General features: G+C 72.2%; 20 protein-coding genes. 5 read left to right on the top strand and 15 right to left on the bottom strand.

All coding sequences use genetic code 11. The features are described 5' to 3' along the window. Positions 1-3: 3 nt before the first annotated feature. Genes CPH93_RS31795 through CPH93_RS31785 form a run of 3 tightly spaced genes read right to left on the bottom strand, consistent with a single transcriptional unit; the run spans position 4 to position 3,100 of the window. On the bottom strand, positions 4-474 hold the full coding sequence (locus CPH93_RS31795) for a copper chaperone PCu(A)C (protein ID WP_096214802.1): 471 nt from the start codon (positions 472-474) through the stop codon (positions 4-6). Next, entirely contained in the window at positions 471-2,822 is a 2,352-nt protein-coding gene (locus CPH93_RS31790; protein WP_096214801.1) for a heavy metal translocating P-type ATPase, read from the bottom strand. Before CPH93_RS31790 ends, CPH93_RS31795 begins: the two co-directional genes overlap by 4 nt. Further along, positions 2,819-3,100: a hypothetical protein gene (locus CPH93_RS31785; RefSeq protein ID WP_093481835.1), complete on the bottom strand. Its 282-nt coding sequence runs from the start codon at positions 3,098-3,100 to the stop codon at positions 2,819-2,821. The genes CPH93_RS31790 and CPH93_RS31785 overlap by 4 nt, the downstream gene beginning before the upstream one ends. A 260-nt stretch (positions 3,101-3,360) precedes the next feature. On the opposite strand from CPH93_RS31785, the gene CPH93_RS31780 reads away from it, so the two are divergent. Then, positions 3,361-4,626, top strand: coding sequence for a cytochrome P450 family protein (locus CPH93_RS31780; RefSeq protein WP_096215667.1), 1,266 nt, complete (start codon positions 3,361-3,363; stop codon positions 4,624-4,626). After that, entirely contained in the window at positions 4,623-5,567 is a 945-nt protein-coding gene (locus CPH93_RS31775) for an L-tyrosine/L-tryptophan isonitrile synthase family protein (protein ID WP_093488397.1), read from the top strand. Before CPH93_RS31780 ends, CPH93_RS31775 begins: the two co-directional genes overlap by 4 nt. Positions 5,568-5,585: 18 nt before the next feature. Here CPH93_RS31775 and CPH93_RS31770 read toward each other — a convergent pair whose 3' ends face one another. The 3 genes from CPH93_RS31770 to CPH93_RS31760 are packed head-to-tail and all read right to left on the bottom strand — an operon-like array spanning position 5,586 to position 8,517. Then, positions 5,586-6,374 carry an ABC transporter ATP-binding protein gene (locus CPH93_RS31770; protein WP_096214800.1) on the bottom strand — a complete coding sequence of 263 codons (789 nt, stop codon included), beginning with the start codon at positions 6,372-6,374 and terminating at the stop codon, positions 5,586-5,588. Beyond that, complete coding sequence (locus CPH93_RS31765) at positions 6,371-7,441, bottom strand: FecCD family ABC transporter permease (protein ID WP_093488399.1); 1,071 nt, start codon at positions 7,439-7,441, stop codon at positions 6,371-6,373. The genes CPH93_RS31770 and CPH93_RS31765 overlap by 4 nt, the downstream gene beginning before the upstream one ends. 11 nt (positions 7,442-7,452) lie before the next feature. After that, entirely contained in the window at positions 7,453-8,517 is a 1,065-nt protein-coding gene (locus CPH93_RS31760; RefSeq protein WP_173909922.1) for an ABC transporter substrate-binding protein, read from the bottom strand. Between the two features lie 387 nt (positions 8,518-8,904). Between CPH93_RS31760 and CPH93_RS31755 the strand changes: the two genes are divergently transcribed. Continuing rightward, positions 8,905-9,444, top strand: coding sequence for a hypothetical protein (locus CPH93_RS31755; protein ID WP_231977023.1), 540 nt, complete (start codon positions 8,905-8,907; stop codon positions 9,442-9,444). 9 nt (positions 9,445-9,453) lie between these two features. Here CPH93_RS31755 and CPH93_RS31750 read toward each other — a convergent pair whose 3' ends face one another. Then, positions 9,454-10,299: a hypothetical protein gene (locus tag CPH93_RS31750; RefSeq protein WP_231977022.1), complete on the bottom strand. Its 846-nt coding sequence runs from the start codon at positions 10,297-10,299 to the stop codon at positions 9,454-9,456. A 149-nt stretch (positions 10,300-10,448) separates the two neighbouring features. Between CPH93_RS31750 and CPH93_RS31745 the strand changes: the two genes are divergently transcribed. Continuing rightward, the gene (locus CPH93_RS31745; RefSeq protein ID WP_096214796.1) at positions 10,449-11,681 is read left to right on the top strand and encodes a PucR family transcriptional regulator; all 1,233 of its coding nucleotides are present in this window, start codon (positions 10,449-10,451) and stop codon (positions 11,679-11,681) included. 16 nt (positions 11,682-11,697) lie between these two features. Here the strand turns inward: CPH93_RS31745 and CPH93_RS31740 are convergent, their stop codons facing one another. From CPH93_RS31740 to CPH93_RS31705, 8 genes are all read right to left on the bottom strand, one after another. Continuing rightward, on the bottom strand, positions 11,698-13,566 hold the full coding sequence (locus CPH93_RS31740; protein ID WP_096214795.1) for an alkyl/aryl-sulfatase: 1,869 nt from the start codon (positions 13,564-13,566) through the stop codon (positions 11,698-11,700). A 335-nt stretch (positions 13,567-13,901) separates the two neighbouring features. Beyond that, positions 13,902-14,525, bottom strand: coding sequence for a DUF6082 family protein (locus tag CPH93_RS35940; RefSeq protein WP_159395083.1), 624 nt, complete (start codon positions 14,523-14,525; stop codon positions 13,902-13,904). Between the two features lie 198 nt (positions 14,526-14,723). After that, positions 14,724-15,317 (bottom strand): DUF4760 domain-containing protein, encoded by a 594-nt coding sequence (locus tag CPH93_RS31730; RefSeq protein ID WP_159395082.1) that lies wholly within the window; start codon positions 15,315-15,317, stop codon positions 14,724-14,726. A gap of 681 nt (positions 15,318-15,998) precedes the next feature. Further along, positions 15,999-16,457: a cyclic nucleotide-binding domain-containing protein gene (locus CPH93_RS31725; RefSeq protein WP_096214792.1), complete on the bottom strand. Its 459-nt coding sequence runs from the start codon at positions 16,455-16,457 to the stop codon at positions 15,999-16,001. A 154-nt stretch (positions 16,458-16,611) separates the two neighbouring features. Continuing rightward, positions 16,612-19,491 carry an NHLP bacteriocin export ABC transporter permease/ATPase subunit gene (locus tag CPH93_RS31720; protein WP_096214791.1) on the bottom strand — a complete coding sequence of 960 codons (2,880 nt, stop codon included), beginning with the start codon at positions 19,489-19,491 and terminating at the stop codon, positions 16,612-16,614. 10 nt (positions 19,492-19,501) lie between these two features. After that, a complete protein-coding gene (locus CPH93_RS31715; protein ID WP_096214790.1) occupies positions 19,502-21,790 on the bottom strand; it encodes an NHLP family bacteriocin export ABC transporter peptidase/permease/ATPase subunit in 2,289 nt (762 codons plus the stop codon). Next, positions 21,787-22,593, bottom strand: a complete 807-nt coding sequence (locus tag CPH93_RS31710) for an HlyD family efflux transporter periplasmic adaptor subunit (protein ID WP_096214789.1) — start codon at positions 22,591-22,593, stop codon at positions 21,787-21,789. The genes CPH93_RS31715 and CPH93_RS31710 overlap by 4 nt, the downstream gene beginning before the upstream one ends. Before the next feature lie 173 nt (positions 22,594-22,766). Further along, positions 22,767-22,994 (bottom strand): type A2 lantipeptide, encoded by a 228-nt coding sequence (locus CPH93_RS31705; RefSeq protein WP_093481848.1) that lies wholly within the window; start codon positions 22,992-22,994, stop codon positions 22,767-22,769. A 756-nt stretch (positions 22,995-23,750) separates the two neighbouring features. On the opposite strand from CPH93_RS31705, the gene CPH93_RS31700 reads away from it, so the two are divergent. Then, the gene (locus tag CPH93_RS31700) at positions 23,751-24,782 is read left to right on the top strand and encodes a PHP domain-containing protein (RefSeq protein ID WP_096214788.1); all 1,032 of its coding nucleotides are present in this window, start codon (positions 23,751-23,753) and stop codon (positions 24,780-24,782) included. The last annotated feature ends 10 nt before the right edge of the window (positions 24,783-24,792 follow it).

Here is a 24,792-nt window from a genome sequence, read left to right as displayed (position 1 = left end):
GGTTCACCGGCCGGGCGCCACCGCCAGGGCCCGTACGGTGCGCGGTGGGCTGTGGCGGAAGTGCAGGGTGAAGGTGAGCCGGTCGCCGGGCGCGAGCCGGGGCGGTGGGCTGACCATGACGTCCAGGGTGGTCGCGGTCATCGTCAGGGCGTCGCCGGCCGGGACGGTGGCGTCCTTGGCCATCGCCATGCTGCGGGCGTTGTCGCCGATGTCGACGGTGCGGCTGAGCATCGCGCGGTGGCCGGCGGGCCCGGTGACGCCCGTCAGGACGTCGTCGGAGCCGCCGGTGTTGCGGATGGTGAAGAACGCGGCGGTGGCGTCGGACCCCGCGGGGATCAGTACCCGGCCCTCGGCGACGCTCAGTTGCGCGGGGGTGCCCGCGTTGCCGGCGGCGGTCCAGAGGGTGAGCATGCCGAGGGTCGCCAGGCAGGTGAGCAGCGGAACGGCGAGGGCCTGGACGGGCGGCCGCGTCATGTGGTCTCCCAACGGGTCTGGGCCCGCGGGCCGTGGGGGCGGCGGGCGGTGGTGGCCCCGCGCGGGCGCCAGGCGCGCAGCCGGAGGCTGTTGCCCACGACGAGCAGGGAGCTGGCGGACATCGCGGCGGCCGCGAGCATCGGGTTGAGCAGGCCGACGGCGGCCAGCGGCACGGTGATCAGGTTGTAGCCGAAGGCCCAGCCGAGATTGGTGCGGATGGTGCCCAACGTACGCCGGGCCAGCCGTACCGCGTCGGCGATGGCCTGGAGGTCCTCGCGGACCAGGGTGACGTCGGCGGCACCGATCGCGGCGTCGGTGCCGCTGCCCATGGCGATCCCGAGGTCGGCGAGCGCCAGCGCCGCCGCGTCGTTGACCCCGTCCCCGACGACGGCGACGCGGCGGCCCTGCTCCTGCAGGGTGCGGACCAGGTCGGCCTTGTCCTCGGGGCGGGCCTCGGCGTGGACCTCGGTGACGGCGAGATGGCCGGCCACCGCCCGGGCGGTGGCGACGCGGTCACCGGTCGCCAGGACCGGCCGCAGCCCCAGACGGCGCAGATGGTCGACGGCACGATAGCTGTCGGGGCGCAGCGCGTCGCCGACCGCGAACACCGCCTCCGGGGTGCCGTCGACGGTGACCAGGACGGCGGTGTGGCCGTCGGCCTCCGCGGACCGCACCGCCTCCGGGAGCGGCGCCGGGAGCCCGTCGAGGTCGCCGGGGCGGGTGACCGCCACCCGGTGCCCGTCCGCCGTGCCCTCGACGCCGTGTCCGGGTGTCGCGGTGAAGTCCCGTACGGGCAGCAGGAGTTGCTTCGGGTCCGGGTGCCGCTCGCGGGCGTGGGCGATGATCGCGCGGGCCAGCGGATGCTCGGAGCCCTGCTCGACGAGGGCGGCCAGCCGCAGCACCGCGGTGGCGTCGAGGCCGCCGGAGCGTGCGGTGAGGGCGGTGACGCCCATCTGTCCCGTGGTGAGGGTGCCGGTCTTGTCGAGCACGACGGTGTCGACATGGCGCAGCCGCTCCAGCGCCTCCGGGCCGCGGACCAGGATCCCCAGCTGGGCGCCCCGGCCGGTGGCGGCCAGCAGCGCGGTAGGGGTGGCCAGCCCCAGCGCGCAGGGACAGGCGACGACCAGGACGGCCACCGCGGCGGTCACCGCGGCCTGCGGGTCGGCTCCGGCACCGAGCCAGAAGCCCAGGACGGTGACCGAGACGGTCAGTACGGCGGGGACGAAGACCGCCGCCACCGCGTCGGCCAGCCGCTGGACCTTGGTCTTGCCGGTCTGCGCGTCCTCGACGAGCCGGGTGATCCGGGCGAGTTGGGTGTCGGCGCCCACCGCCTCGGCCCGTACCTCCAGCAGACCGCCGGAGTTGACCGCGCCGCCGACGGCCGCCGCGCCCGGGCCGACCTCGACCGGCCGGCTCTCACCGGTGAGCAGGGACAGGTCGAGGGCGGAGCTGCCCTCGACGACGGTGCCATCCGTGGCGACCCGTTCGCCGGGCCGGACCAGGAAGCGGTCGCCGACCCGCAGCCGGCTCACCCGGATGCGCTGTTCCCCGTCGGGCGTCGGCACGGCGACGTCCTTGGCGGCGAGTTCGGCCAGGGCGCGCAGCGCGGCGCCGGTGCCGCGCCGGGCCCTGGCCTCCATGCGGCGCCCGGCCAGGACGAACAGCGGGACGCCGACGGCGGCTTCGAGGTACAGGTGCGCGACGCCGTCGCCCGCCGTGGGCAGCAGGCTGAACGGCATGGTCATCCCGGGCGTACCGGCCCCGCCGAGGAACAGCGCATAGGCGGACCAGCTGAAGGAGGCGGCGACGCCGAGGGAGACCAGGGTGTCCATGGTCGCAGCGCCGTGCCGCAGACCGCGCAGCGCACGGGCGTGGAAGGGGGCGGCGCCCCACAGGGCGACCGGTGCGGCCAGGACGAAGCACAGCCACTGCCAGTTGCGGAACTGCCAGCCGGGCACCATCGACAGCACCAGGACGGGCAGCGAGAGCAGCGCGGTCACCAGCAGCCGGTGGCGCTCGGCGCGGGCGGCGTCGTCCCCGGCGTCCGGGCCGGCGGCCGGTGCCGGGGACTCGTCCGCTTCCGGCTCCGGGTCGGGCTCGGGGAGTTCGGCGGTGAAGCCGGCGGCCTCGACGGTGGCGATGAGGTCGGTGACCGACACCGCCGCGGGGTGGCTGACCGTGGCCCGGCCGGTGGCGAGGTTGACCGAGGCGGCGACCCCGTCCAGCCGGCCGAGCTTCTTCTCGACCCGGCCCACACAGGCGGCGCAGGTCATGCCGCCGACCGTGAGGGTGGTGGTGTGCTCGGCGGCCTGCTGCGACGCGGGGGCGGGGCGGGGCTGTGGCGTCATCGGGACGCTCCCGCCGGCACCGGGCGGGGGGCCGCGGCGCCCATGCCGTGCATCCCGCCCATGTCCCCGCCGCCGTCGGGCGCATCACCTCCCGTACGGCTGCCGCCGGCCGGGTGCAGTCCCGGGGCCACCGGGCCGACCGCGGCACCGGCGGCGTACGCGAGGGTGCCGAGCACCACCAGCAGCGCGAGGAAACCGAGGACCGATCGTGCGGGCAGCAGCCGGGCGACGGCCTGGCGACGAGGGGGCCGACCGGGGTCGGCGGAAGAGCTGGACATCGCGTCATGGTGGCAGCTGCGGGCGGTGCGGCGGGGGCGATCGGGGGCCCGTTGGCACGTGAGGTTTGTCCCGTTCCGTCGCCGGAACCGTGTGGCCCCCGGAGCCGACTAACTGGGTTTGCGCTGCCCGCTTCGCCGGCCCGCTCCCCCGCTTCCGGCCGAATTTCTCCCCGCCCGGCGGGAACTCGGCGCGCGCCGTGCCCGACCTCTCCAACACCGTGCCGTCCGGGCGCGGTTCGCCGTCACCCGAGGAGGATGCCGTGTCCAGACCGTCCGATCCCGTGGAGCTCTACGGGCCGGAGTACAAGCGCGACCCCTATCCCCTGTACGCCGAGCTGCGCGAGCGCGGCCCCGTCCACCGGGTGCGTTTCCCGAGTGGGGTGTGCGCCTGGCTGGTCACCGGCTACGAGGCCGCCCACCGGGCGCTGACCGACGCCCGGCTGGGCAAGCACCACTCGCGGGGCAACGCGGCCTGGCGGGCCCGCGCCTCGATCATGCCCGAGCCCCAGCACTCCCAGCTCCAGGTGCATCTGCTGCACCAGGACCCGCCCCGGCACACCGAGTTGCGCCGGCTGCTCGGTGACGCCTTCGCGCCGCAGCGCGTCGAGGGGCTCCGGCCGCGCTTCCAGGCGATGGCCGATGCCCTGCTCGACGGGCTCCCGGAGAGCGGCGAGGCCGATCTGGTCGAGGCCTTCGCAGCCCGCTTCCCCTTCCGGGTCCTCGCCGAGGTCATCGGTCTGCCCGCGGAGTTCGAGGCCCGCTTCGACCGGGACTGGGGCAAGGTGGTCCAGCCCGTGGGGCCCACCGACCCGGGCCGCCCGGCGTACGAGGCGCGGCTGCGCGGGCTGCAGCAGTACATCGCCGATCTGGTCCGTCACCAGCGTGCGGTGGGCGGCGAGGATCTGCTCTCCCGGCTGGTGGCCGCCCACGACGCCGGTGCGCTCGGTCCTGAAGAGCTGGATTCCATGATCTTCCAGCTGCTGGTGGCGGGGCAGGAGCCGGTCACCAACCAGATCACCACGGCCCTGGTCACCCTGCTGCGGCACCCCGCGCACCTCGCGTCGCTGGCCGGCAATCCGGACCTGCTGCCCCGCGCGGTCGAGGAACTCCTGCGGTACGACAGCGCCTTCGAGCTGACGACCTGGCGGTTCCTCGCCGAGGACGCCGATCTGCACGGGACCCGGGTCCCGGCGGGCGACTCGGTCATCGTGTCGCTATGCGCGGCGAACCGGGATTCCCGGCAGTTCCCCGACGCGGACACCCTCGACTTCGACCGCTCCCCCAACCCGCACCTCGCCTTCGGCCACGGCATCCACTTCTGCCCCGGTGCCGCGCTCGCCCGTATCGAACTCCAGATCGCCCTGGGCACCCTGCTGCGACGGCTCCCGGGCCTGCGGCCGGCCGCCCCGGAGAGCGAGCTGAACTGGATCCCGGCCGTCCTGGCGCGCGGGGTCGACCGGCTGCCGGTGGCCTACGGCACCGCGGGCCGCTGTCCCGTCACGAGCGGGCCTGATGCCGCGTGCTGACCGTACCGGCGCCTCCGGGCGCGCGCGCCGATGTCCAGGCCGTGTGTGCGGCGGTGCTCGGCATCCTGCTGCCCCACCGGCGCACCCTGGACGCCGGCCACGGCGACACCCCCGACGCCTTCCCCGCGCAACTGCGGCAGCTGGCCGGGCCGGTGGCGGCGGGCGAGCCGATCGTCTTCACCCTGCCGGGCTTCCCGTGCAAGTCCCCCAACCCGGCCAAGGTGCTCGGCCACCTGCCCGACGAGGGCGAACGGCTGGCGCTGCGCTTCCTCGACGGGCTGTGCGCCCGGATCGCCGCCGTCCATCCGCCCGGGGCGCGGATGGTCATCTGCTCGGACGGCCATGTCTTCAGCGATCTCATCCAGGTGCCGGACCGTGACATCGATGCCTATGCCGACGCCCTGCGCACCCTGCTCCACGACGAGGGCCTGACCCAGCTGGACGTCTTCGACCTGCGGGACGTGTACGGGCAGGAGCTGTCGCACGACGCCAAGCGGACCCTGGTCCACGAGCGCTACGCCCCGGCCCTGGAGACCCTGCAGTCCCTGACGCGCACCGACGAGCCGACCCGGCGGCTGTACCAGGGCATCACCAGGTTCCTCTTCGAGGACTCCGTCTCGTTCGCGGGGACCCGGTCGGCCCGGCAGCGCAGCTCCCGGCGCCGGGCCTACGGGGTGATGCAGCGCAGCCGCGCCTGGGGCGATCTGATCGCGGCCCACCACCCGGGGGCGTTCCGGCTGTCCATCCATCCGCAGCCGCGGGGCTCGGCCAAGTTCGGCATCCGGCTGCTGGACGCGCCCGATGTGTGGCTGACGCCCTGGCACTCGTGCGTGCTCGAACACCCCGACGGGCGGCGGGAGTTGCTGCACCGGGCGGACGCCGAGCGGCTCGGCCGCCCGGTACTGCGGCAGGGGCGGCCGAGCCACTTCGCGGCCGGCTGAGGCGGCGGGGCGGGCCCGTCAGCCGTTGCCGGCGGGCAACGGCTCGCGATGGTCGAAGGCGATCAGCGGATCACCGGTGAGCGGGTGCGCGGTGACCGCGGCGCGCACCCCGAACACCTCGGCCAGCAACTGCGGCGTGAGCACCTCGCGCGGGGCGCCGGACGCCACCACCCGCCCGGCGTGCAGCACATGCAGCCGGTCGCACAGGGAGGCCGCGGCGTTCAGGTCGTGCAGGGAGATCAGCGTCGTACGGCGCTGGGCCCGCAGCAGCGCGAGCAGCTCCACCTGATGCCGGACATCGAGGTGGTTGGTGGGCTCGTCCAGCACCAGCACCTCCGGGTCCTGGGCGAACGCACGGGCCAGCAGCACCCGTTGCCGCTCGCCCCCGGACAGCGCGGAGAACCGGCGGGCGCCCTGCCCGGCCATGCCGACGGCGGCCAGGGCGCCGGCCACGCTCTCCCGGTCGGCGCGGTCCTCGCCCGCGAAGGCCCGCTTGTAGGGCGTACGGCCCATCGCCACCACTTCGCGCACGGTCAGCTCGAAGTCGCTGCCGCGCTCCTGCGGCAGCGCGGCGACCTGCCGCGCGGTCTGTCCCGGTGTGAGCGTGCGCAGATCGGTCCCGGCCAGCAGCACCCGGCCGGCGGTGGGCCGCAGATGCCGGTAGACGGTCCGCAGCACGGTGGACTTGCCGCTGCCGTTGGGCCCGACGAGCCCCGCGATCTCGCCGGCCGCCGCCATCAGACGCACTCCGGCGACGACGTCGCGGCCCGCATAGCCGACGTGCAGATCCTCGATCTCGACGGTCACCGTCCCGCCTCCATCCGCCGGTCCAGCAGGAACAGCAGGACGGGCGCCCCGATCATCGCGGTGACGACGCCCACCGGCAGCTCCTGGCTGTCCATGGCCGTCCGGCACACCACGTCCACCACCACCAGCAGCAGTGCGCCGGTCAGCGCGGACAGCGGCAACAGCCGGCGGTGGTCGCCGCCGAGGACCAGCCGGCACAGATGCGGCACCATCAGGCCCACGAAGCCGATGGCGCCGGAGACCGCGACCAGGACACCGGTCAGCAGTCCGGTCACCACGAACAGCTCCCTGCGCAGCCGGGTGACGTCCACGCCCACGCCGGCCGCGGTCTCGTCGCCCATGAGCAGCGCGTTCATGGCACGGGCCCGCGCCTGGAGCGCCAGCAGCCCGGCGGCGACCGCGGCCGCCGGCAGCCACAGGACGCTCCAGGTGGCCCCGCCCAGGCTGCCCATCAGCCAGAACAGCACGCTGCGGGTCTGTTGTTCATCACCGGCCTGCAACACCAGATAGCTGGTGAAGCCGGAGAGGAACTGGCCGATGCCGACCCCGGCCAGCACCAGCCGCAGCGGCGAGAAGCCGCCGCCCCGCCGGGCGATGCACCACACCAGCGCGAACGAGGCCAGCGCACCGGCGAACGCGGCCGCCGAGAGCCCCAGCCCCAGGAGGGCGTCGGCCGAGGCGCCCAGCACGATGGCGGCGACCGCGCCGAGCGAGGCGCCGTTGGAGATGCCCAGCAGATAGGGGTCGGCCAGCGGATTGCGCACCATCGCCTGGGTCGCCGTCCCCACCAGCCCGAGCCCGGCACCGGCCAGGGCCGCCAACAGCGCACGCGGCACCCGCAGTTGCCACACGATCAGGTCGTCGGTGCCCGGCCGGGGCGACGCTCCGCCGAGTCGCCGCAGCACCACCGACCAGACGTGCCCGGGCGCGATGTCGGTGGAGCCCAGGCAGACCGCCGCGGTCAGCGCCGCCAGCAGCGCGATCCCGAGCCCGGCGGCGAGCAGCCCGGCGCGCGGGGTACGGCGCCCGGACCGCCCCTCGTCCGCCGCCCGGACGCCCGGCTCCACCACCGTCTGCGTCACTTCCGCGCCGCCTTGAACCGGTCCGCATGGACGGTGTGCGCGATCTCCTCGACCGTGTCCGCATTGCCGACCCCGGCGATCGTCGTACGCTCCGAGCCGATCCGCAGGAACTTCCCGTTCCGCACCGCCGCGAGGTCCTTGGTCGCGGGGAAGTTCTTCAGGAACGCCGCGGCCTCGTCGAAGGCCTTGGCGTTGGCCGCCGCACTGCCCCGGTCGCGCACCCCGAGCTGGATCCAGTCCGGGTTCTTGGCGACCACGTCCTCCCAGGAGACCTGCTTGAAGTCGCCGTCGCAGCCGTCGAAGACGTTGCGCGCCCCGGCCTGGCCGATCACGGCGTTGGCGACCTGCTTGCGGCATACGGCGACCGGCTGCTTGGTGCCCGCGTCGTAGTCGAAGAAGAAGTACGTCGGCCGCTTGCCGGGGGCGAGGTCACCGACCGCCTTGCGCACCGCGCCGACCTTCGCACGCATCCCCGCCACCAGGGCGTCGGCCCGCTTGCCGGTGCCGGTCACCGCGCCCAGCCGTCCGATGTCCTTCTCCACCCCGGACAGATCCTCCTGCGCCTTGCCGGCCGTCGGCGCGCAGGCGGTGGAGGTCAGATGGAGGTGCTTGATGCCGGCCGCCGCGTACTCCTCCTCGGTCGGCGCGTCCCCGGCCCCGCCCATGGTGTCCATCGAGGCGAAGGTGTCGACGTACAGATCGGCGCCCGACCCGAGCAGCTTCTCCTTGGGAATCACCGACTTCCCCAGCACCGGCACCTTCTGGGCCGCGCGGTCCAGCGCGCCCGGCAGCGTCCCCTTGCCGGGCGGGAACCCGGTCCCGATGACCCGGTCGCCCGCGCCCAGCCGCAACAGCATCTCCAGGGCGGCGGCATTGCTGGTGACGATCTTGCGGGGTGCGGACGAGAAGGTGAGCGAGCCCTTGCAGTCGGCAACCTTCACGGGAAACCCGGCCCCGGAGGCGGCCTGGTCCGTGCCCGCTCCCCCGCCGCCGCTGCCGCCGCACGCGGTGGCGCCCAGCGCGACGACCACCGCGAGACCGCACAACTTCCCAGGACGCATGGCGCTTCTCCCCTACGCTCACCGGCCGGTGCACCGGCCGTCTCGCCGCCGCAGCCGCGGTCGGCGGGCCGCGGTCACGGCCCGGCACAGGTAGTCGGCCCGAGAGCGGAGGCGGTTCCGGGACGGGGGCGGCCTTTTCCGTCCGGGAGGGTCACCTCCTCGAAGGCGATGTCTCCACGCTACGTAGGAAAGCCCCAACTACGGGCCATGTTCAGGCCGTTGACAGACATGTCCATTCATTAGAGGCTTTCGAAGTTCCTGACGGGGGGACTGCGGAGCACCGGAATGCTGCGATGGACGGTCCACGCCGTCTCGGGTGGAACGGTCGGGCACGTCACTTGCGGACGTACTGACCGAGCACCGGTACTAGCGGAAGGAAACGAAAGTATGAAGTTACGTCGATGGGACGCCAAGTCTCGCCTCGTGCAGCGAGTGGGAGCCGTGGGGGCCGCGGCAGCCCTCGCTGTCGTCGGCACCGTGTCCACGGCGGGAGCGGCGACTCCCGACCTGGGCTCAGGCCGGGTCCTCGGCAAGTCCGAACTCGCCTTCTACCCTTCGCACCATGGCGGAGCCGCCGCCAGCTCAAGGGTCATCCACTGCGAGATGGTGTTCATCGGGGCCAACCACGGTGCGCCGCACCACTCCGGCCACGTGCCGGGTACGGTCAACGTCCGGGTCCGCGTGACCTGCACCAAGCCGGTGAGGATGATCCGCGCAAAGATCGGCCTCTTCAGCAACCACGGATCGAAGATCAATCCCTACGGCAGCGTCGGGCGGGCCGCCGCCAGGGGCAACGCGGCGCTCGTCTGCCGGACCGGCTACTACCAGGGCGAGTCGGCCGCCCAGATCACCGCGCCCCCCGGCTACACCCCGCACACCGCGAACATGGGCGCCAAGACCTCCAAGGTGCACCTCACGCGGTGCTGACCCTGGGAATCAGCGATTGATCTCATCGCTGTCCGCCCACACGGGATCGGTCACCTCGACCGGCACGGCCTCCAGTCGCTCATCCGCCAGCACGTCGGCGACGAGCGCCGCCGTGCCACCGAGGTAGGTGGAGTCGAGGTCGATCTCGGTCGCGACACACCAGGACCGGTCGTCGGGCCAGAACAGGTTGGGCGACTGCGGAGCGAGTGACATCGCCAGTTCCCCGGCAGCGTCGAGCGGGCCCTCGAGCAGGAGATAGCTGCGTTCCGGCAGCTCCACTCGGGGGCCCTTGACGATGCCTGACGGAAACTCCGGTGGCAGCAGACCCGGCTCCGGCTGCCCGTCCCCCTCCTCCTTCGACGTGAAAGTGAGGGTCGCGCGGCCGTCCGACGTGGACTCGTACCCGTCCCAGACGCAGAACCAGCAGCGGTCCTCGGACGTGGTGTGCCGGGCCAGGACGTCACACAGCGCCGCCAACGTGGCAGGAGGCAGCGTGCCCGGGTCGGGCTCCTCCTCCCAAGGCTTCGCCGCGCGCACCTCCGACGCAGGAGTGGCGAGCGCCCGGAACTGTACCCGCGGATGCACCACCCTGCCCGACCATGCGGCCACCTCCGCCCAGGTCACGGGGCTTTCGTCGGACGCCGACGCCGGATGCAGAATCCGCGCGTACGCCTCGAACCCGTGCGGCACGAAGGCACCCACGCCGGACCCGAAGGGCCCGGTCCTCGCCACCACCCAGTCGGCCGCTGCCACATCCCCAACCGGCCGCAGTCGCGAACGCCGAACCATGGTCTGCACCTCCTGCAACCATCCCCCGGCCTGGTGCGAAGCCGTCACCGGCAGGAGCACGTCCACCGGCAGCGGGCCCGCTGAGACCTCCGCCAACGGGCGAACCTACGACCTACGAGGAAACTGCTACGACCTACGAGGAAACTGGAAGAAACAAGGGTAGTAGCTCCGACCCTACAATGTGACGCGTCACCACCGGCACCGGGAGGCGGCCGATGACAGCGGACGCGGCGGGCGCGGCACACCTTTCCGCCACGACGGACCCTCGGGCGCCGGCCCCCGAGGTGCCCGAAGCCGTACGGTCGCTCGCCGCGCGCTGTGTGCCCCGGGTGAACGAGCTCGCCCGGCTGATGTCCCAGGACACCTTCGCGCAGCTGCACGGCTATGCCGAACTCCCCGCCGACGTCAGGGAGGTGGAGATCGCGGCGACCGCGCGGCACGGGCTGCGGCTGTTCCTGGAACGGGTGGTGCACGATCCGCGGACCGGCCCGGACGACACCGGATTCTTCCGCGAGCGCGCCGCCCAGCGGGCCGAGGAGGGCATGCCGCTGGAATTGCTGCTGACCACCCACTGTGCGGGCGCCCGGGTGCTGTGGCAGGCGCTGCGGGAGGCCGCCCGGCCCGGTGAGGAGGCCGCGCTGGTCGAGCTGGCCGGCTATCTGCTCGGTGCCGAACAGCGAGTGGTGGGCGCGGTCACCGAGACCTACCTCGACGAGCAGGCGGCGCTCGCCGCCGAACGGCGCGCGGACCGCCGCGCCCAGGTCCGCGGGCTGCTGGCGGGCACCGCGACCCCGCCGGCCGGCAGCGGACTCGACGGCCCGTCGCTGGTCCTGGCCGTACAGCTGCCGGACGACCCGCGGGCGCCGGTCGCCGTACGGCGGGCGGCACGGCGGCTGCAGAGGGCGCTGGACCGGGCCTTCGGCAGGGAGGTGCTCACCCTGTTCGACGGCGCCGGAGGCCAGGCGATCGTGCCCGGCCGGGCCGAGCCGCCGGCCGGTCTCGCTGAGCGGCTCGCCGAGGCCGGCGGTCCGGGCGTACGGCTCGCCGCCGTACCCGCGGAGCAGGGCGGGCAGATCCCGGAGGCGGCACGGACCGCCGCACGGATCATCCGGGTGGCCCGGGCCTGTGGCCATCCGGCCGGGCTGCACCGGCTCGATGACGTCCTGTTGGAATACCAGCTGTCCCGCCCCAGCGCCGGCAGCGACCGGATCGCCGCGCTGCTCGACCCGGTCGCCGGCCGGCCCGAACTCCTCGAAACCCTCCGAACCCATCTGGAACAGGCGCAGGACCGCCGCGCCACCGCCCGGCTGCTGACCCTCCACCCCAACACCGTCGACAACCGGCTGGCCCGGATCTCCGCACTGACCGGGCTCGATCTCTCGACGCCCCGGGGCGCGGCCCTGGCACTGGCGGCGCTGCTGCTGCGCGACGCCGGGGACGAGAGCTGAACCGCAGCTCCCCGCGTCACGGCGTGACGATCGGAAAGATCCAACCCGGCTTTTCCAGCAGGGAGTTGAAGGCGAGCAGAGCCCCGGCGTCGCCGTCGACGGTGACGGTACCGGCGGTGATCTCGTCGAGGAACGTGGTAGCACCACTGAGGACCGCGTTCAGAGTGGTGCGTGCCAGGCACAGCGTGGCGTGCGGCCGTTCGCCGCGGGGTGCGTCGCCGGGCATGGGGGTGAGCGCGCCGTTGGACAGCAGCAGCGTCCAGGTCTCGGGGGCGGCGGCCGGGTCGCTGCCGTCCGGCGCGGACCCGATTTCCCAGCGCAGAAGGAGGCGCCGGCCGCCGGCCCGAGGACCGTTGAGGCGGACGGCCATGGACTGGAAGATCTGCTCGGCGGTGAGGGCGGCGAGGAGGTCGGGCGCGGGGCGTGCGGGGGTGCCGGCGACGGGGCCGCGCAGCTCGGCGGCGCCCGTCAGGTAGAAGTTGCGCCAGGGGCCGGACTCGGCGGCCCGGCCGAGTCGTTCGAAGGCGTCGGCCTGGAGAGCGCGGGCCCCCGCATGGTCCGGTTCGGCGAAGATGACGTGGTTGACCACTTCGGCCACCCAGCGCAGATCACCCGCCTCGTACGCCTGGCGGGCCTTGGCCAGCACGGCGTCGGCGCCGCCCATGAACTCCACATAGCGCCGGGCCGCGGCCACCGGCGGATGCTGCCACAGATGGGCCGGGTTGCCGTCGAACCAGCCCATGTAACGCTGGTACACGGCCTTGGCGTTGTGGCTGAGGGTGCCGTAGTAGCCGCGGGCGTGCCAGGCGCGCTCCAGCGCGGGCGGGAAGCGCAGCTCCTCGGCTATCTCGGCGCCGGTGAGCCCGGCGTTGATCAGCCGGACGGACTGGTCGTGCAGGTAGGCATAGGCGTCGCGCTGCTCCTCCAGGAAGCGGATCGTGCGGTCGGCTCCCCAGGTGGGCCAGTGGTGGGAGGCGAAGACGACATCACTGGAATCGGCGAACAGCCGCAGGGTCTCGGTGAGATAGCGGGCCCAGGCGCTGGGGTCCCGGACCAGCGCGCCGCGCAGGGTGAGGACGTTGTGCAGGGTGTGGCAGGCGTTCTCGGCCACGCACAGCGCCCGCAACTCGGGGAAGTGGACGTTCATCTCGGCCGGCGCCTCGGTGCCGGGCGTCAGCTGGAAAACCATCCGGATGCCGTCGATCACCTCTTCCTGACCGGTCGCGGTGATGTCCAGGGTGGGGGCGATCAACCCGACGGATCCGGTCGAGGTCGTCTGGCCCAGGCCGCAGCCGATCTGGCCGGCCGGTCCCTTGGGCAGCGCGGTGCCGTACATGTAGCCGGCCCGGCGCACCATCGCGGGGCCGGTGAAGACGTTCTCGCTCACCGCGTGTGCGAGGAAGCCGGCCGGGGCGATCACCGGTATCCGGCCGGCGGCCACGTCCGCGTCGTCGACCACGCCGCGTACCCCGCCGAAGTGGTCGAGGTGCGAATGGCTGTAGAGGACGGCGGTGACCGGGCGCGGCCCGCGGTGCGCGCGGTACAGCGCCAGCGCGGCGGCCGCCACCTCGGTACTGATCAGCGGGTCGATGACGAGGACACCGCGGTCCCCCTCGACGAACGTGATGTGCGAGATGTCCAGGCCGCGTACCTGGTAGAGGCCCGGTACGACCTCGTAGAGGCCTTGCCGGGCGACAAGCTGGCTCTGGCGCCACAGCGAGGGGTGGGCGCTGGGCGGGCAGTCGTCGTCCAGGAAGGCATAGGCGTCGTTGTCCCAGACGACGCGCCCGTCGGCGTCCCGGATAAGACAGGGGTCGAGGCGGGCGAGGAACCCGCGGTCGGCGTCGGCGAAGTCCTGTTCGTCGTCCCAGGCGAGATGGCTCATGGAGGCGATTGTCGGGCGGTCACGGGCCCGGGTTCATGGTGCTGCGGCACAGAGCGGGCTGTCACGGGTCACAACCCGGACGGGTTCGCACCTGCGACCCCCGCTTCAGGAATCCGATCTCCCGAAGGCAGGAGTTGTTGCTCCACAGCTGACGAAAGCTGCCGATACAGCGCCTCTGGGTAATGTGAGGTAGTTGAGTGCTTCGTTGAGCAACGCGACCCACTCGTAGGCGTCACGTTGAATGCCACGTCGCCACTGCGGATGAGCCGCGTCAGCTTCGGTACGAACAACATCGAGAGCCGCTCCGTAGGCCGGCCTGACCGCGCCGGCCAGCCTTACGGTTCACTGGAACGCCGCTGGAACTCCTCCTCGAAGATTTCGACAAACTGCCGCTCCCGAGCGGAACAAGCATCAAGCCGCCACCTGTCACGCGAACGCTGCCAATAATCGCGGCCAGGGTGCGACTTCATGATCTCTATGGCGTTCGCACGAATCGAGGCAGAGGGAATCCCTCCGGCCTCGGCCCCCATCCACAGATAGGCCAAGATCAACCGGCTGTACGTATGCTGACGCCACTCCTGGCCCTGAAGCCCGTGCATGGGCCCCCAGCACGGACGCAGCGACTCATCCTCCATCGCCATCAGAAGAAGGTCGCGCTGGAAGGTTCGCATGGCCTGAAACTTCTCAAGACGAGCTTGCTTGGCTTGCAGGACCAGCGAGTAAGCCACTCCTACCACAGCCAGAGCAGAAAGCACGGCCGAGATCGATGCATACGTCTGCCCAATTTCACTCAGCCTCGACCATCTCTTGCCGAAGTTCGGGGCCGCAGCCTCAAGGATGAACGGCGCGGCGGAAACCAAGGCCAGAAGAACGGCACAAGCAGCGGCAAAGATCAGCGGGGTCCGCGATCTGACTGCCTTTCTTCCCTGAGCTCCTTCGCCTGCATCAAGATTCCTCAAAGCGCCCCCCACCGTCGGCCCTGCTGTAAGCCTAGAGTCAATCGATCCGACCGTCTGCCCCTTGAGTGCTGATGTCCGGCCCTCACAGCGGCCGAAAGCAAGTAAGTCCAGGTCGGCGGAGCGCTTTGGGCTGGAGCATTCGTTCCCGCCCCGGGGCCGCCGCCGGCGGCCCGGCAAGGGCTCCCTGGGCCGCTGGCGCTACTCCGCCGCCGGGGGTGGGACGCGGGCCGCGGTCAGCTGCCGCAGGGCAGCGCGGCGGCGCAGCACGGCCCTGCGGAGCCGCCAGATGCGCTGGGACCGGCGGAGGTGCAGCAGTCGGTCGATCGTGTCGTGCGGCATGTGCTGCGCGTCGTGCGCGAACTCCTCAAGACTGCGCAGCAGATACCACCCGTCGGTCCCCAGGACCTCGCGCTCGCGACGCACGAACGGCGCGACCGCCTCCCACAGCTTGACCACCCGAATCCGCAGCAGCGCCACCATCTCGTCGTCCACGATGTCAGCCAGCCGCAGCACCGCGATGTTCTGGTAGTAGTACACGACGTCGTACACCTGCCGGCGCACGTCGTCCGGAAGCCCGTGAAGACCCAGTGCCGGGTCGTACTCGGCGAGCAGCCGATGCGTCACGAACCAGTAGCGGTCGTGGAACTCCACCGACCGGAAGTCCGCGAGCAGGTCGACGTACGCCGGTAACTGGTTGCTCCGGCGCTGCAGACCGGCATGCGAGACGGCCGAATACAACGTGACCAGCAGTGCCACCACCGACAGCCCGGTGGCCACGAAATTGAACACCACGACTCACCCCCCTGGCCGGCCTGCCCCAAGCAGCCCGCCTCCCCTCATAGTGCCCCGTAAAGGACGGCCGCGCGGGCAAGTCTCGCGAACCTGACGAAGCGCTGCTGGGCGTTCGGCAAGACCTTCCACGGCAAGCCCACGCGCCACCAAAGGAAACGACGTCTCACTGGTCCACAGTCGGCCTTCCGGTGTCGGTCGCACGGATGCTCAGCTCGTACGGGCAGTCATGCAGTCGTGCCGACGGACGGGAGGGGCAGACCTGCCCTAACGGCTACTCGCTGGCCCTGGGCCGCGGATGGTACGGCCCGGGCACCGACAATCGCCGCCCGGTGCGCGGCGCCACGACGAACAGCCCTACGCGCCGCGCCTGGCGCCGTTGGGCCACACCACATCCACCGGGATCCCCGCGCTGCGAGCCTGCTCGACGGTGCCCGCCGACCGTATACGGGTAGAGCTGAGCGAGTTGCTGACGGAGCCCGTCCCGTTGCATGAGGGTGCACGGCACGAGTTCGTCCCGCGTCGGTGCGCTCCCGGGCGTGCACCGCGTCCAGACGGAGATCGTCTCGCGATGGGTCAAACGAGCCGGCCCCCTTCTCATTCCCCGCACCTGAGTCTTCGTTGTTCACGCTTCCAGTGGCGGCGGGGATGCGAACCCGCGCCCCCGCCCGGGGAGTGCCCCGCTCACGGATCCAGCCCACTCCCCTGAGGCCCATACAGATCCAGCAACCGCACCCGGGTGCCGTGCAGCCGGTCGGCCACCGTTTCGGCTACATAGCGGTACATCGCCCGGCCGAGGACGGGGTCCGACTCGCACAGTTCTCGGACCGTCGCTGCGTCGAACTCCACCGCGTCGACCGGGCCGACGGTCTGGGCGCCCAGATGCCACAGGTAGGGCGGGAACAGCCAGGACCAGCCGAGCAGTTCATCGCGGCCGAGGGTTTCCACGACCGCGGCCTGACGGCCGGGGACGCGCTGGTCGAGCACGACCTGTCCGCTGCGGATGATCCAGAACCGGTCCGCGCGCCGGCCCTCCTCGAAGAGGCGGGTGGCGCGCGGCAGCGACACCTGGCGGGCGATGTCCTTCAGCCGCCGGCGCCGGTCGGGTGGCATGGCGTCGAACAGGTCTTTCGCTCTGGCCATCTCATTCTCCGTCCGCTGGCTGCTTTGCAAGATAAGCGGTGCACTGCGGGGATACGGGGAATGGCCCGGTGGGCGGGGCGGCGTCCCCGGCGGGCGGGCGTCCTGGCGGGCGGGGGCGGGCGTCCCCCGGCGGGCGGGCGGCGTCCCGGACCCGTCAGGTCAGCTGACGCCGCACCAGGTCGTGCAGCGCGCCGCCGGTGTCGGCGAGCAGCTCGGCCGGCGGGCCCTGCTCGACGATCCGGCCGTCCGCCATGACGATCACGCGGTCGGCGTCCATGACCGTGGACAGCCGGTGCGCGATCACCAGCCGGCTGGCGCTGAGCTGGCGGGTGCTGTCGCTGACGATGCGCTGGGTCTCGTTGTCCAGGGCGCTGGTGGCCTCGTCGAAGAAGAGCATCCGCGGGCGGCGGACCAGCGCCTGAGCGATCATCAGGCGCTGCCGCTGGCCGCCGGAGATCGCGGAACCGCCGGAGATCATGGTGTGCAGGCCCATCGGCATCCGCTTGATGTCCTCGGCCAGGCCCGCCATCTCGGCGGCCGCCCAGGCCTCCTCCTGGGTGAAGGCCTCCGCGCCGCAGATGCAGTCCAGGATCGAGCCGGTCAGCGGCTGGGCGTTCTGCAGGACGACCCCGCACTGGCGGCGCACCGCCGCCTGGTCCAGGGCCGACAGGTCCTGGCCGTCGTAGAGCACGCTGCCGGCGGTGGGCTTGTCGAAGCCGATCAGGAGGCGCAGCAGGGTCGACTTGCCGCAGCCGCTCGGGCCGACGACGGCCACGAACTCACCCGGCCGGACCCGCAGCGAGACATCGTCGAGGACGAGCGGGCCGTCGTCGGTGTAGCGGAAGGAGAGCTTCTTGGCCTCGATGGCGCCGGAGAGGGCGCCGGGCTGGGCGCTGGCGCCGCGCACCTCCGGCTTCTCGTCCAGCACCGGCTTGACCTGCTCGAACATCGGCAGTGCGGCGGCCGCCGTGACGAAGGCGCCGGTGATCTGGGTGACCGAGGTCAGCAGCATCGTCACCGAGGTGTTGAAGGTGAGGAACGAGCCGGCCGACATGCTGCCGCGGGCGGGTCCGGCCAGCAGCATGAACATGATGAGCGAGCAGAGCGGCAGATAGACCGCGTTGAGGACGGTGGTCAGATTCTTGATCCGGCCGGCCTTCTGCTGGAGTTCACGGGTGCGGGCGAACTCCCGGGCCCAGGCCGCGTACGCGAAGCTCTCGGCCGCGGCGACCCGCAGCTTGGGCAGGCCCCGCAGGGTCTGGAACGCCTGGTTGTTGAGCTTGTTGCCGAGCTTGACCAGCCGTCGCTGCCAGCGCAGCTCCCACAGGCCCATGGCGAGGAACACCGCGCCGATGACGATCAGCATGCCGATCGCCGCCAGTGCCAGCGGCACGCTGAAGCACAGCAGCATGACGAGGTTCATCGCGCCGATGGTCAGGGACTGCACGGCCACCGGGCCGACCCCGGACAGCACCCGCCGGATGCTGCTGATGCCCATCGCGGCGCTGGCCAGCTCGCCGGTGGAGCGTTCGGTGAAGAACTTCGCCGGCAGCCGCAGCAGCCGGTCCCACACGGCCGGCTGCAGCGCACTCTCGATCCGGCCCTCCATCCGCAGGACGGTGAGGTTCTGCAGCAGCATGAAGGCGGCGGAGACGATGCTGGTGACGATGACGGCCAGCGCGACCTGGACGATCAGGCTCTTCTGGGCGCTGGGCACGTACACCCCGAGCACCCTGCCGGTCGCGAGCGGGACGAGCGCGCCGAGGGCGACCGTCACCAGCCCGCTGAGGGCCAGGTTGCGGACGTCCATCCGGGTGCCGCGCAGGCTGAAGCGCATCAGTCGCCACATGCTCATGGGCCGCTCCGGCAGCGGGCGGTAGAACATCACGGCGCGCGGTTCGAGCTCCTCGGCGTTGTCCTTGCCGATCCGCATCCGCATCCCGGAGGCCGGATTGACCGCTTCGTAGCGACCGCGCCGCCAGAGCAGGGCCACCGGGGCGCCGGACTTGGCGCGCCGGCCCACCAGCGGGCCGGTGTTGGTCCGCCACCAGCGGCCCTGGAGCCGGACCGCGCGGGTCCGGATCCGCGAGCTGACCGCGATCCGTTCGACCGGGGTGATGCGGTCGTTGACGGCCCCGCCCTTGGGCGGTTCGGTGAGGGTGATCCCGGCCGCCTCCGCGACCGTACGGCAGACCGCGAAGGTGGCGTCGTCGCCGGCCCGGCCCGGCCCGTCGCTGCCCCGCCCGGACCGGTCCGGGCGGCCGATGGAGGCCAGCAGCGCCTGGTCGGCCCGCTCGCGGACCGCCTCGCCGGCCTTGATGCCGGCCGCCGTGCGGTCCTCGTGGGCGCGCTCCAGCTGCTCGATCCACCGGTCGACGGCGGACAGCAGCCGGTATTGCTGATTGACCATCTGCTGCCACAGTCCGGGGTCGACCAGCAGATCGCCGGCCGCCTCCGCGCTGTAGGAGGCGCCGTACTGCACGCTGCCGGGCGGGACCGGCATCCACAGGACGTCGTCGTCGGCCACCGCCTCGTCGCCGGGCCGGCCGTCGAGCGGGGCCTCGAACAGCACGCCCAGGCTGCGGGCGGTGCCCAGGGCGAAGGCGTGCTCCAGCGCGGAGGGGGCCGGCTCACCGTGGCCGGCGTACCCGTAGCCGTACGGGCTCTGCTCGCCGTACTGCCCCACCGTCGCGTACTGCCCCGTCTCCCACTCGGGGCGGGCCAGTTCGCGCAGCGGGATCCGGCGCAGCCGGCAGTCCTGCGACGGGCGGCCGAGCAGGGTGTGCTGCGGGCCCTCGACCGGGCCGAGCAGCAGGGCGCCCGCTTCGAGCCGGCCGAGGAAGTGCCAGTGCCCCTCCTGGGCGGCGTCGACGGCGAAGAGGTCCAGCGCGCCGCCCGTGACGAGCCACAGCACATGCGGGCCCTCCAGGGGAACGCTGCGCAGCCCGGTGCAGTCGACGGGCGTGCCCAGAGTGCCCAGCGCCTGGGTCACCGCGTCGGTGTCGCCCGGTCCCACGACCGCGGGCGGGGGCATGGATGACACGTCAGTGCTCCTTGACCAGCTCGGCGTACGGGCCCCCGGCGGCGACGAGGTGCTCGTGCCGGCCGCGTTCGACGACCACGCCGTGGTCGAGGACCACGATCTCGTCGCTGTCGCGGACGGTGCTCAGCCGGTGGGCGATGATGACGCAGGCGCAGCCGCGGCGCCGCAGGTTGTCCATGATGATCTGCTCGGTCCGGGCGTCCAGTGCGCTGGTGACCTCGTCGAGGACCAGGATGCTGGGGCGCCGGACCAGGGCGCGGGCGATCTCCAGCCGCTGCCGCTGCCCGCCGGAGAAGTTGCGGCCGTCCTGCTCGACGCGGCTGTGGATGCCGTCGGGGCGCCGGGCGATGACGTCGTCGTAGAGGGCGGCGTCCTTGAGGGCGGTGATGACCGCGTCGTCGGGGATCGAGGGGTCCCACAGCGCCACGTTGTCGCGGACCGTGCCCTCGAAGAGGAAGATGTCCTGGTCGACGAAGGACACGGAGGCGGCCAGCGCGCTGCGGGAGAGATCCTCCAGGCGCTGCCCGTCGATGCGGATGGCGCCTTCCCAGGGGCTGTAGAGGCCGGAGATCAGCCGGGAGACGGTGGACTTGCCGCTGCCGGAGCCGCCGACGAGGGCGACCTGCCGGCCGGGGCCGACGGCCAGCGAGAAGCCGGTGAGCAGTGGTTTGTCCAGCGGGCTGTAGCCGAAGGTGATGTCTTCGAGCGTCACATGGCCCTTGAGCCGCCGGGTGTCGGAGTCCGGGCCGGGGCGGGAGTAGAGGGTGTCGGCGGGGAAGCTCTCGACGTCCTTGAGCCGGGCCACGTCGGCGGCGAAGTCCTGGATGCGGCCGGCCACTCCGTTGAGCCGGGTGATCGGTGCGGTGAAGCGGGTGACCAGCGCCTGGAAGGCGACCAGCAGGCCGATGGAGATATGGCCCTCGACCGCCCGGAGGCCGCCGATCCACAGGATCAGCGCGCTGTTGAGCGTGGCGAGGGTCGGGGCGACCACGGCCAGCCAGGCGCTCGGCACCCCGAGGCGCTGCTGTTCCTCCAACGTGGTGGCGTGCTGGCCGGCCCAGCGGCGGAAGTAGCCGTTCTCGCCGCCGGTGGCCTTCATCGTCTCGATGAGCTGCAGACCGGTGTAGGCGGTGTTGGTCAGCCGGGCGGTGTCGGCGCGCAGTTTCTGGGTGTGGGTGGCCCGCAGCCGGACCACGATCCGCATGGCGACGACGTTGAGCAGTGCGATCCCCACGCCGATGACGGTCAGTTGGGGGTCGTAGGTCCACAGCAGGAAGGCGTAGAGGATGACGACGACGCCGTCCACCGCGGCGGCGGCGAGGTCGCGCGCCAGGGTCTCGGCCACCGCGTCGTTCGACTGCAGCCGCTGGACCAGGTCGGCCGGGCTGCGCTGGGCGAAGAAGGTGACCGGGAGTCTGAGCAGATGGCGCAGGAAGCGGGCGCTGGTGAGGGTGGAGGAGATGATCCGGCCGCGCAGCAGGTTCGCCTGTTGCAGGCCGGTCAGCACGGCGGTCAGCGCCACCATCGCGGCCATCGACGCGAAGAGCGGCCCCAGCAGCGAGGTCTGGTTGCCGATCAGGAACATGTCGATGTACGTACGGCTCAGCGCGGGCACCGCGGCACCGACCGCGACCAGCAGCAGGCTGGCGAGGAGCGCGGCCAGCAGGGTGCCGGTCGTTCCGCGCATCCGGGCGGGGACGGCGCTGAGGATGCCGGGCTTGCGGCCGCCCTTGCGGAAGTCCTCGCCCGGCTCGAAGACCAGGGCGACGCCGGTGAAGCTGGTGTCGAAGTCCTCCGTCGCCACGAAGCGGCGGCCCTTGTCGGGGTCGTTGATGTGGACACCGCGGCGGCCGAAGCGACGGGCCGTGCCGTCGTAGACGACGTAGTGGTTGAACTCCCAGAACAGGATGGCCGGCGCCTGGACTTCGGCGAGCGCGGCCGGTTCCATCTGCATGCCCTTGGCCTGCAGCCCGTAGCTGCGGGCGGCCTTGAGCAGGTTGCTGGCGCGCGAGCCGTCACGGGAGACACCGCAGGCGATCCGCAGCTCCTCCAGGGGCACATGCCGTCCGTAGTGGGCCAGCACCATGGCCAGGGACGCGGCGCCGCACTCCACGGCCTCCATCTGGAGGACGGTGGGGGTGCGGACGGCCCGGGTCTTCTTGGGCTTGGGGGCCGGCGGTGCCGCCCGGCGGGTACGGCGGGCGCCGGGGCCGGCCTCGGGGCGGTGCCGTCCGCGGCCGGGCGGCGGCAACTGCGGCTGCGGGGCGGCGGAGTCGTGCGGCGCGGTCACGGCAGCAGCCAATCGATCGGGTGCTGCGCGGCCAGGTGGACGGCGCCGTCGGCCAGGGTCATGGAGTCGACGGCGTACGGCGGGCCGTCGGAGGTGGACCAGGCGTAGCCGGACCTGTTGTGCGGGGCGGGGTCGAGCTGGACGAGGACCGCCACCGGCTGGCCGTGCCGGGAGAACTGCTCGCCGAGCTGGCTGCTGCCCAGGAAGGTGCTGATCCGCTGGCGGGTCTGCGCGGTCCGGCCGACCGCCTTGACCCGGCCGCGCAGCACGCCGTACTGCTGGCTCGGCACGGACTGGACGGTGAGGTCGACGGAGGCGCCGACGGGCACCGTGGCGCCGCTCTGGGCCGGGACGTACAGCATCGCCGTCAGGGGGTCGCGGTCATGGGCGACGCGCTCCACGGAGGCCACCTCGGCGCCGGTCGTGACGACGGCGCCGATCGTGGCGGACATGGTGGTCAGCCGGCCGGCGGCGAGGGCGCGGACGACGGTGCTGCCCCGCGGGGTACGGACCTTCAAAATGGGGGTGTTGGCGGCCACCCGTTTGCCTTCTTCGGCAAGTACGGCGGTCACCTGGCCCGCGACCGGGCTCTGCAGGACGTAGCTGCCCTGGCCGTGGGTGAGGATTCCGGGTGCGTTCAGGGTGGACGACACGGTGCCGGTCACCGCCCATACGGAGGCGGCGAACACGAAGAGGACCGTGACCGTCAGCACCAGCCAGCCCTGGGGCCGGGCGAACCGCACCGGCAGATCGATTTCCTCGGGCGACTGCAGCTTGGAAAGGGCCTGTTGGCGGAACTGCACGACACTCTTCCCTCAACTGCAATGGTCTGTTCAGACGGTGGCTGCCGGGTACCCCGGGGCCGGGCAGGGCCTGGCCGGTCCGGGGCACCTGGCGCGACATGTCGGCAAGGAGGGGACGCCGACCTGCCGTTGTCACCTTGAGCCGACTGTGCCGCTAGCGGCACAGAAGGGTCTCAGAGACCCGAGACCAGGCCGGTCGCGGTGCCCACAACGCCGGAGGTGTTGACGCCGGTGGCGCCGTCGACCAGGCCGGTCGCGGTGCCGACGGCGCCCGAGACCGGGGCGATGCTGTCAACGGTGCTGGCGGCGGTGCCGACCGCGTTGCCGAGGAGGCCACCGGACACGTTGTCCAGGTCGCTGTCGGAGATTTCCTGGGTCTGGACCTGGGGGGTGGAGTTCATGATGTTTCCCTTCGGATGAATATCTCTAAAAAGCTGCGTCCGTACCGTCCGGTGGGGTGGTCCGGGCGCGCAGCGGCAGTCGGGTACCCGAAATCGGGAACCGATGGTGTGACTCCCGCAGTGCGAAGGATCAAAGCATGCGGGCGGGTTGCGCTGCTAATCGGACGGCCGCTGATCCGGATGCCAACGCCCCGTCGAATTACCTGACGTGCACGGGCATCCATGACTTGGTGGCAGCTTCTTCACATCCTCTTCGGTTTCCTTTCGGGCACCCCGGCAATGTCTCGTTCGACGAACAGGACATTCCCGCACCAAACCGCTTATGCGCAGGTCAGCGGGGTGACGCGACACCGGAGAGGCTGTGCCGACTGCGCAATCGCTGTGCAGATCCTTTGAAGACCTTCAGTTTTTCCGGCACCCGGCCGCGACAGGGTCGCGGAACTCCGGCACACGCTTCCGGCACACCGCCATGAATGTTGCACGATCATGAACTGTGACCGATTCGCCCGGACTTATTGGACCCAATTGCATACACAGAAAGCATGGAAGGGAATCATCAGCACCCTCCTCATGCTATTCGCATGGAAAGGGATCGAGTGACCGGAGAACGGACATAACCGCATAACAGCGGGGCTTCGGACTCGGCGGTAATACGCGGCTACCGCCGACAACACCGGCACCCCGGTGGCCGTCGCCCACCGGGTGCGGCACCGTGAAAGAACGCTGCGGGGCCGGCGCCCCGGGAAGGAGCCGCGCGTGGAACCCGTCGAGGCGCTGGAGCGGATCGCCTTTCTGCTGGAGCGGCAGGGTGCGGTGCCCTACCGCGTCCAGGCGTTCCGTACGGCCGCAGCCGTCATCGGCGCACTGCCCCGCGACGAGCTGCACCAGCGCGCCCGCAACAGCTCCCTGGGACGGCTCAAGGGGCTGGGCCCCAAGACCACCCGGGTGGTCGAGGAGGCGCTCGCGGGCGTGCGGCCCGTGTATCTGGCACACCTGGAGGAGGAGGCGGGCGGCCCGCTGGTCGACGGGGAGCAGGGGCAGCGGCTGCGGCGGGCGCTGCGCGGAGACTGCCATCTGCACTCGGACTGGTCGGACGGGGGCAGTCCGGTCGAGACGATGGCGCGTGCCGCCCGCGACCTCGGCCATGAGTGGTGTGTGCTGACCGACCACTCCCCCCGGCTCACCGTCGCCCGCGGGCTGACCGCCGAACGGCTGCGCCAGCAGCTGTCGCTGGTGGCGGAGGTGAACGAGCAGCTGGCGCCGTTCCGGCTGCTGACCGGCATCGAGTGCGACATCCTCGACGACGGCTCGCTCGACCAGGAGCCGGAGTTGCTGGAGCAGCTCGACGTGGTGGTCGCCTCGGTGCACTCCAAGCTCCGGATGGACGAAGGCCCGATGACCCGGCGCCTGCTCGCCGCGGTCCGCAATCCCCTCGTGGACGTCCTCGGGCACTGCACCGGGCGGCAGATCACCGGCAAGCCGCGCCCGGAGTCCCGCTTCGACGCCGGGGAGGTGTTCGCGGCCTGCGCCGAGCAGCACACCGCGGTGGAGATCAACTGCCGTCCGGACCGTCTCGATCCCCCGCGCCGGCTGCTCCGCCAGGCGCTGGCGGCCGGCTGCCTGTTCTCCGTCGACAGCGACGCCCACGCCCCCGGCCAGCTGGACTGGCAGATCTACGGCTGTGCCCGCGCCGAGGAGTGCGGCGTACCGGCGGACCGCATCATCACCACCTGGACGGAGCGCCAGTTGGCCACCTGGACCCGGACGGGCCGGACCCCGCGCCGCTGAGCGGGCGAGG

Origin of the sequence: Streptomyces sp. 2323.1 (assembly GCF_900221035.1) — a bacterium.
Classification (GTDB): Bacteria; Actinomycetota; Actinomycetes; order Streptomycetales; family Streptomycetaceae; genus Streptomyces; species Streptomyces sioyaensis.
The sequence above is the reverse complement of the archived record's forward strand: the minus strand, read 5'-3'. Positions and strand labels throughout refer to the sequence as shown.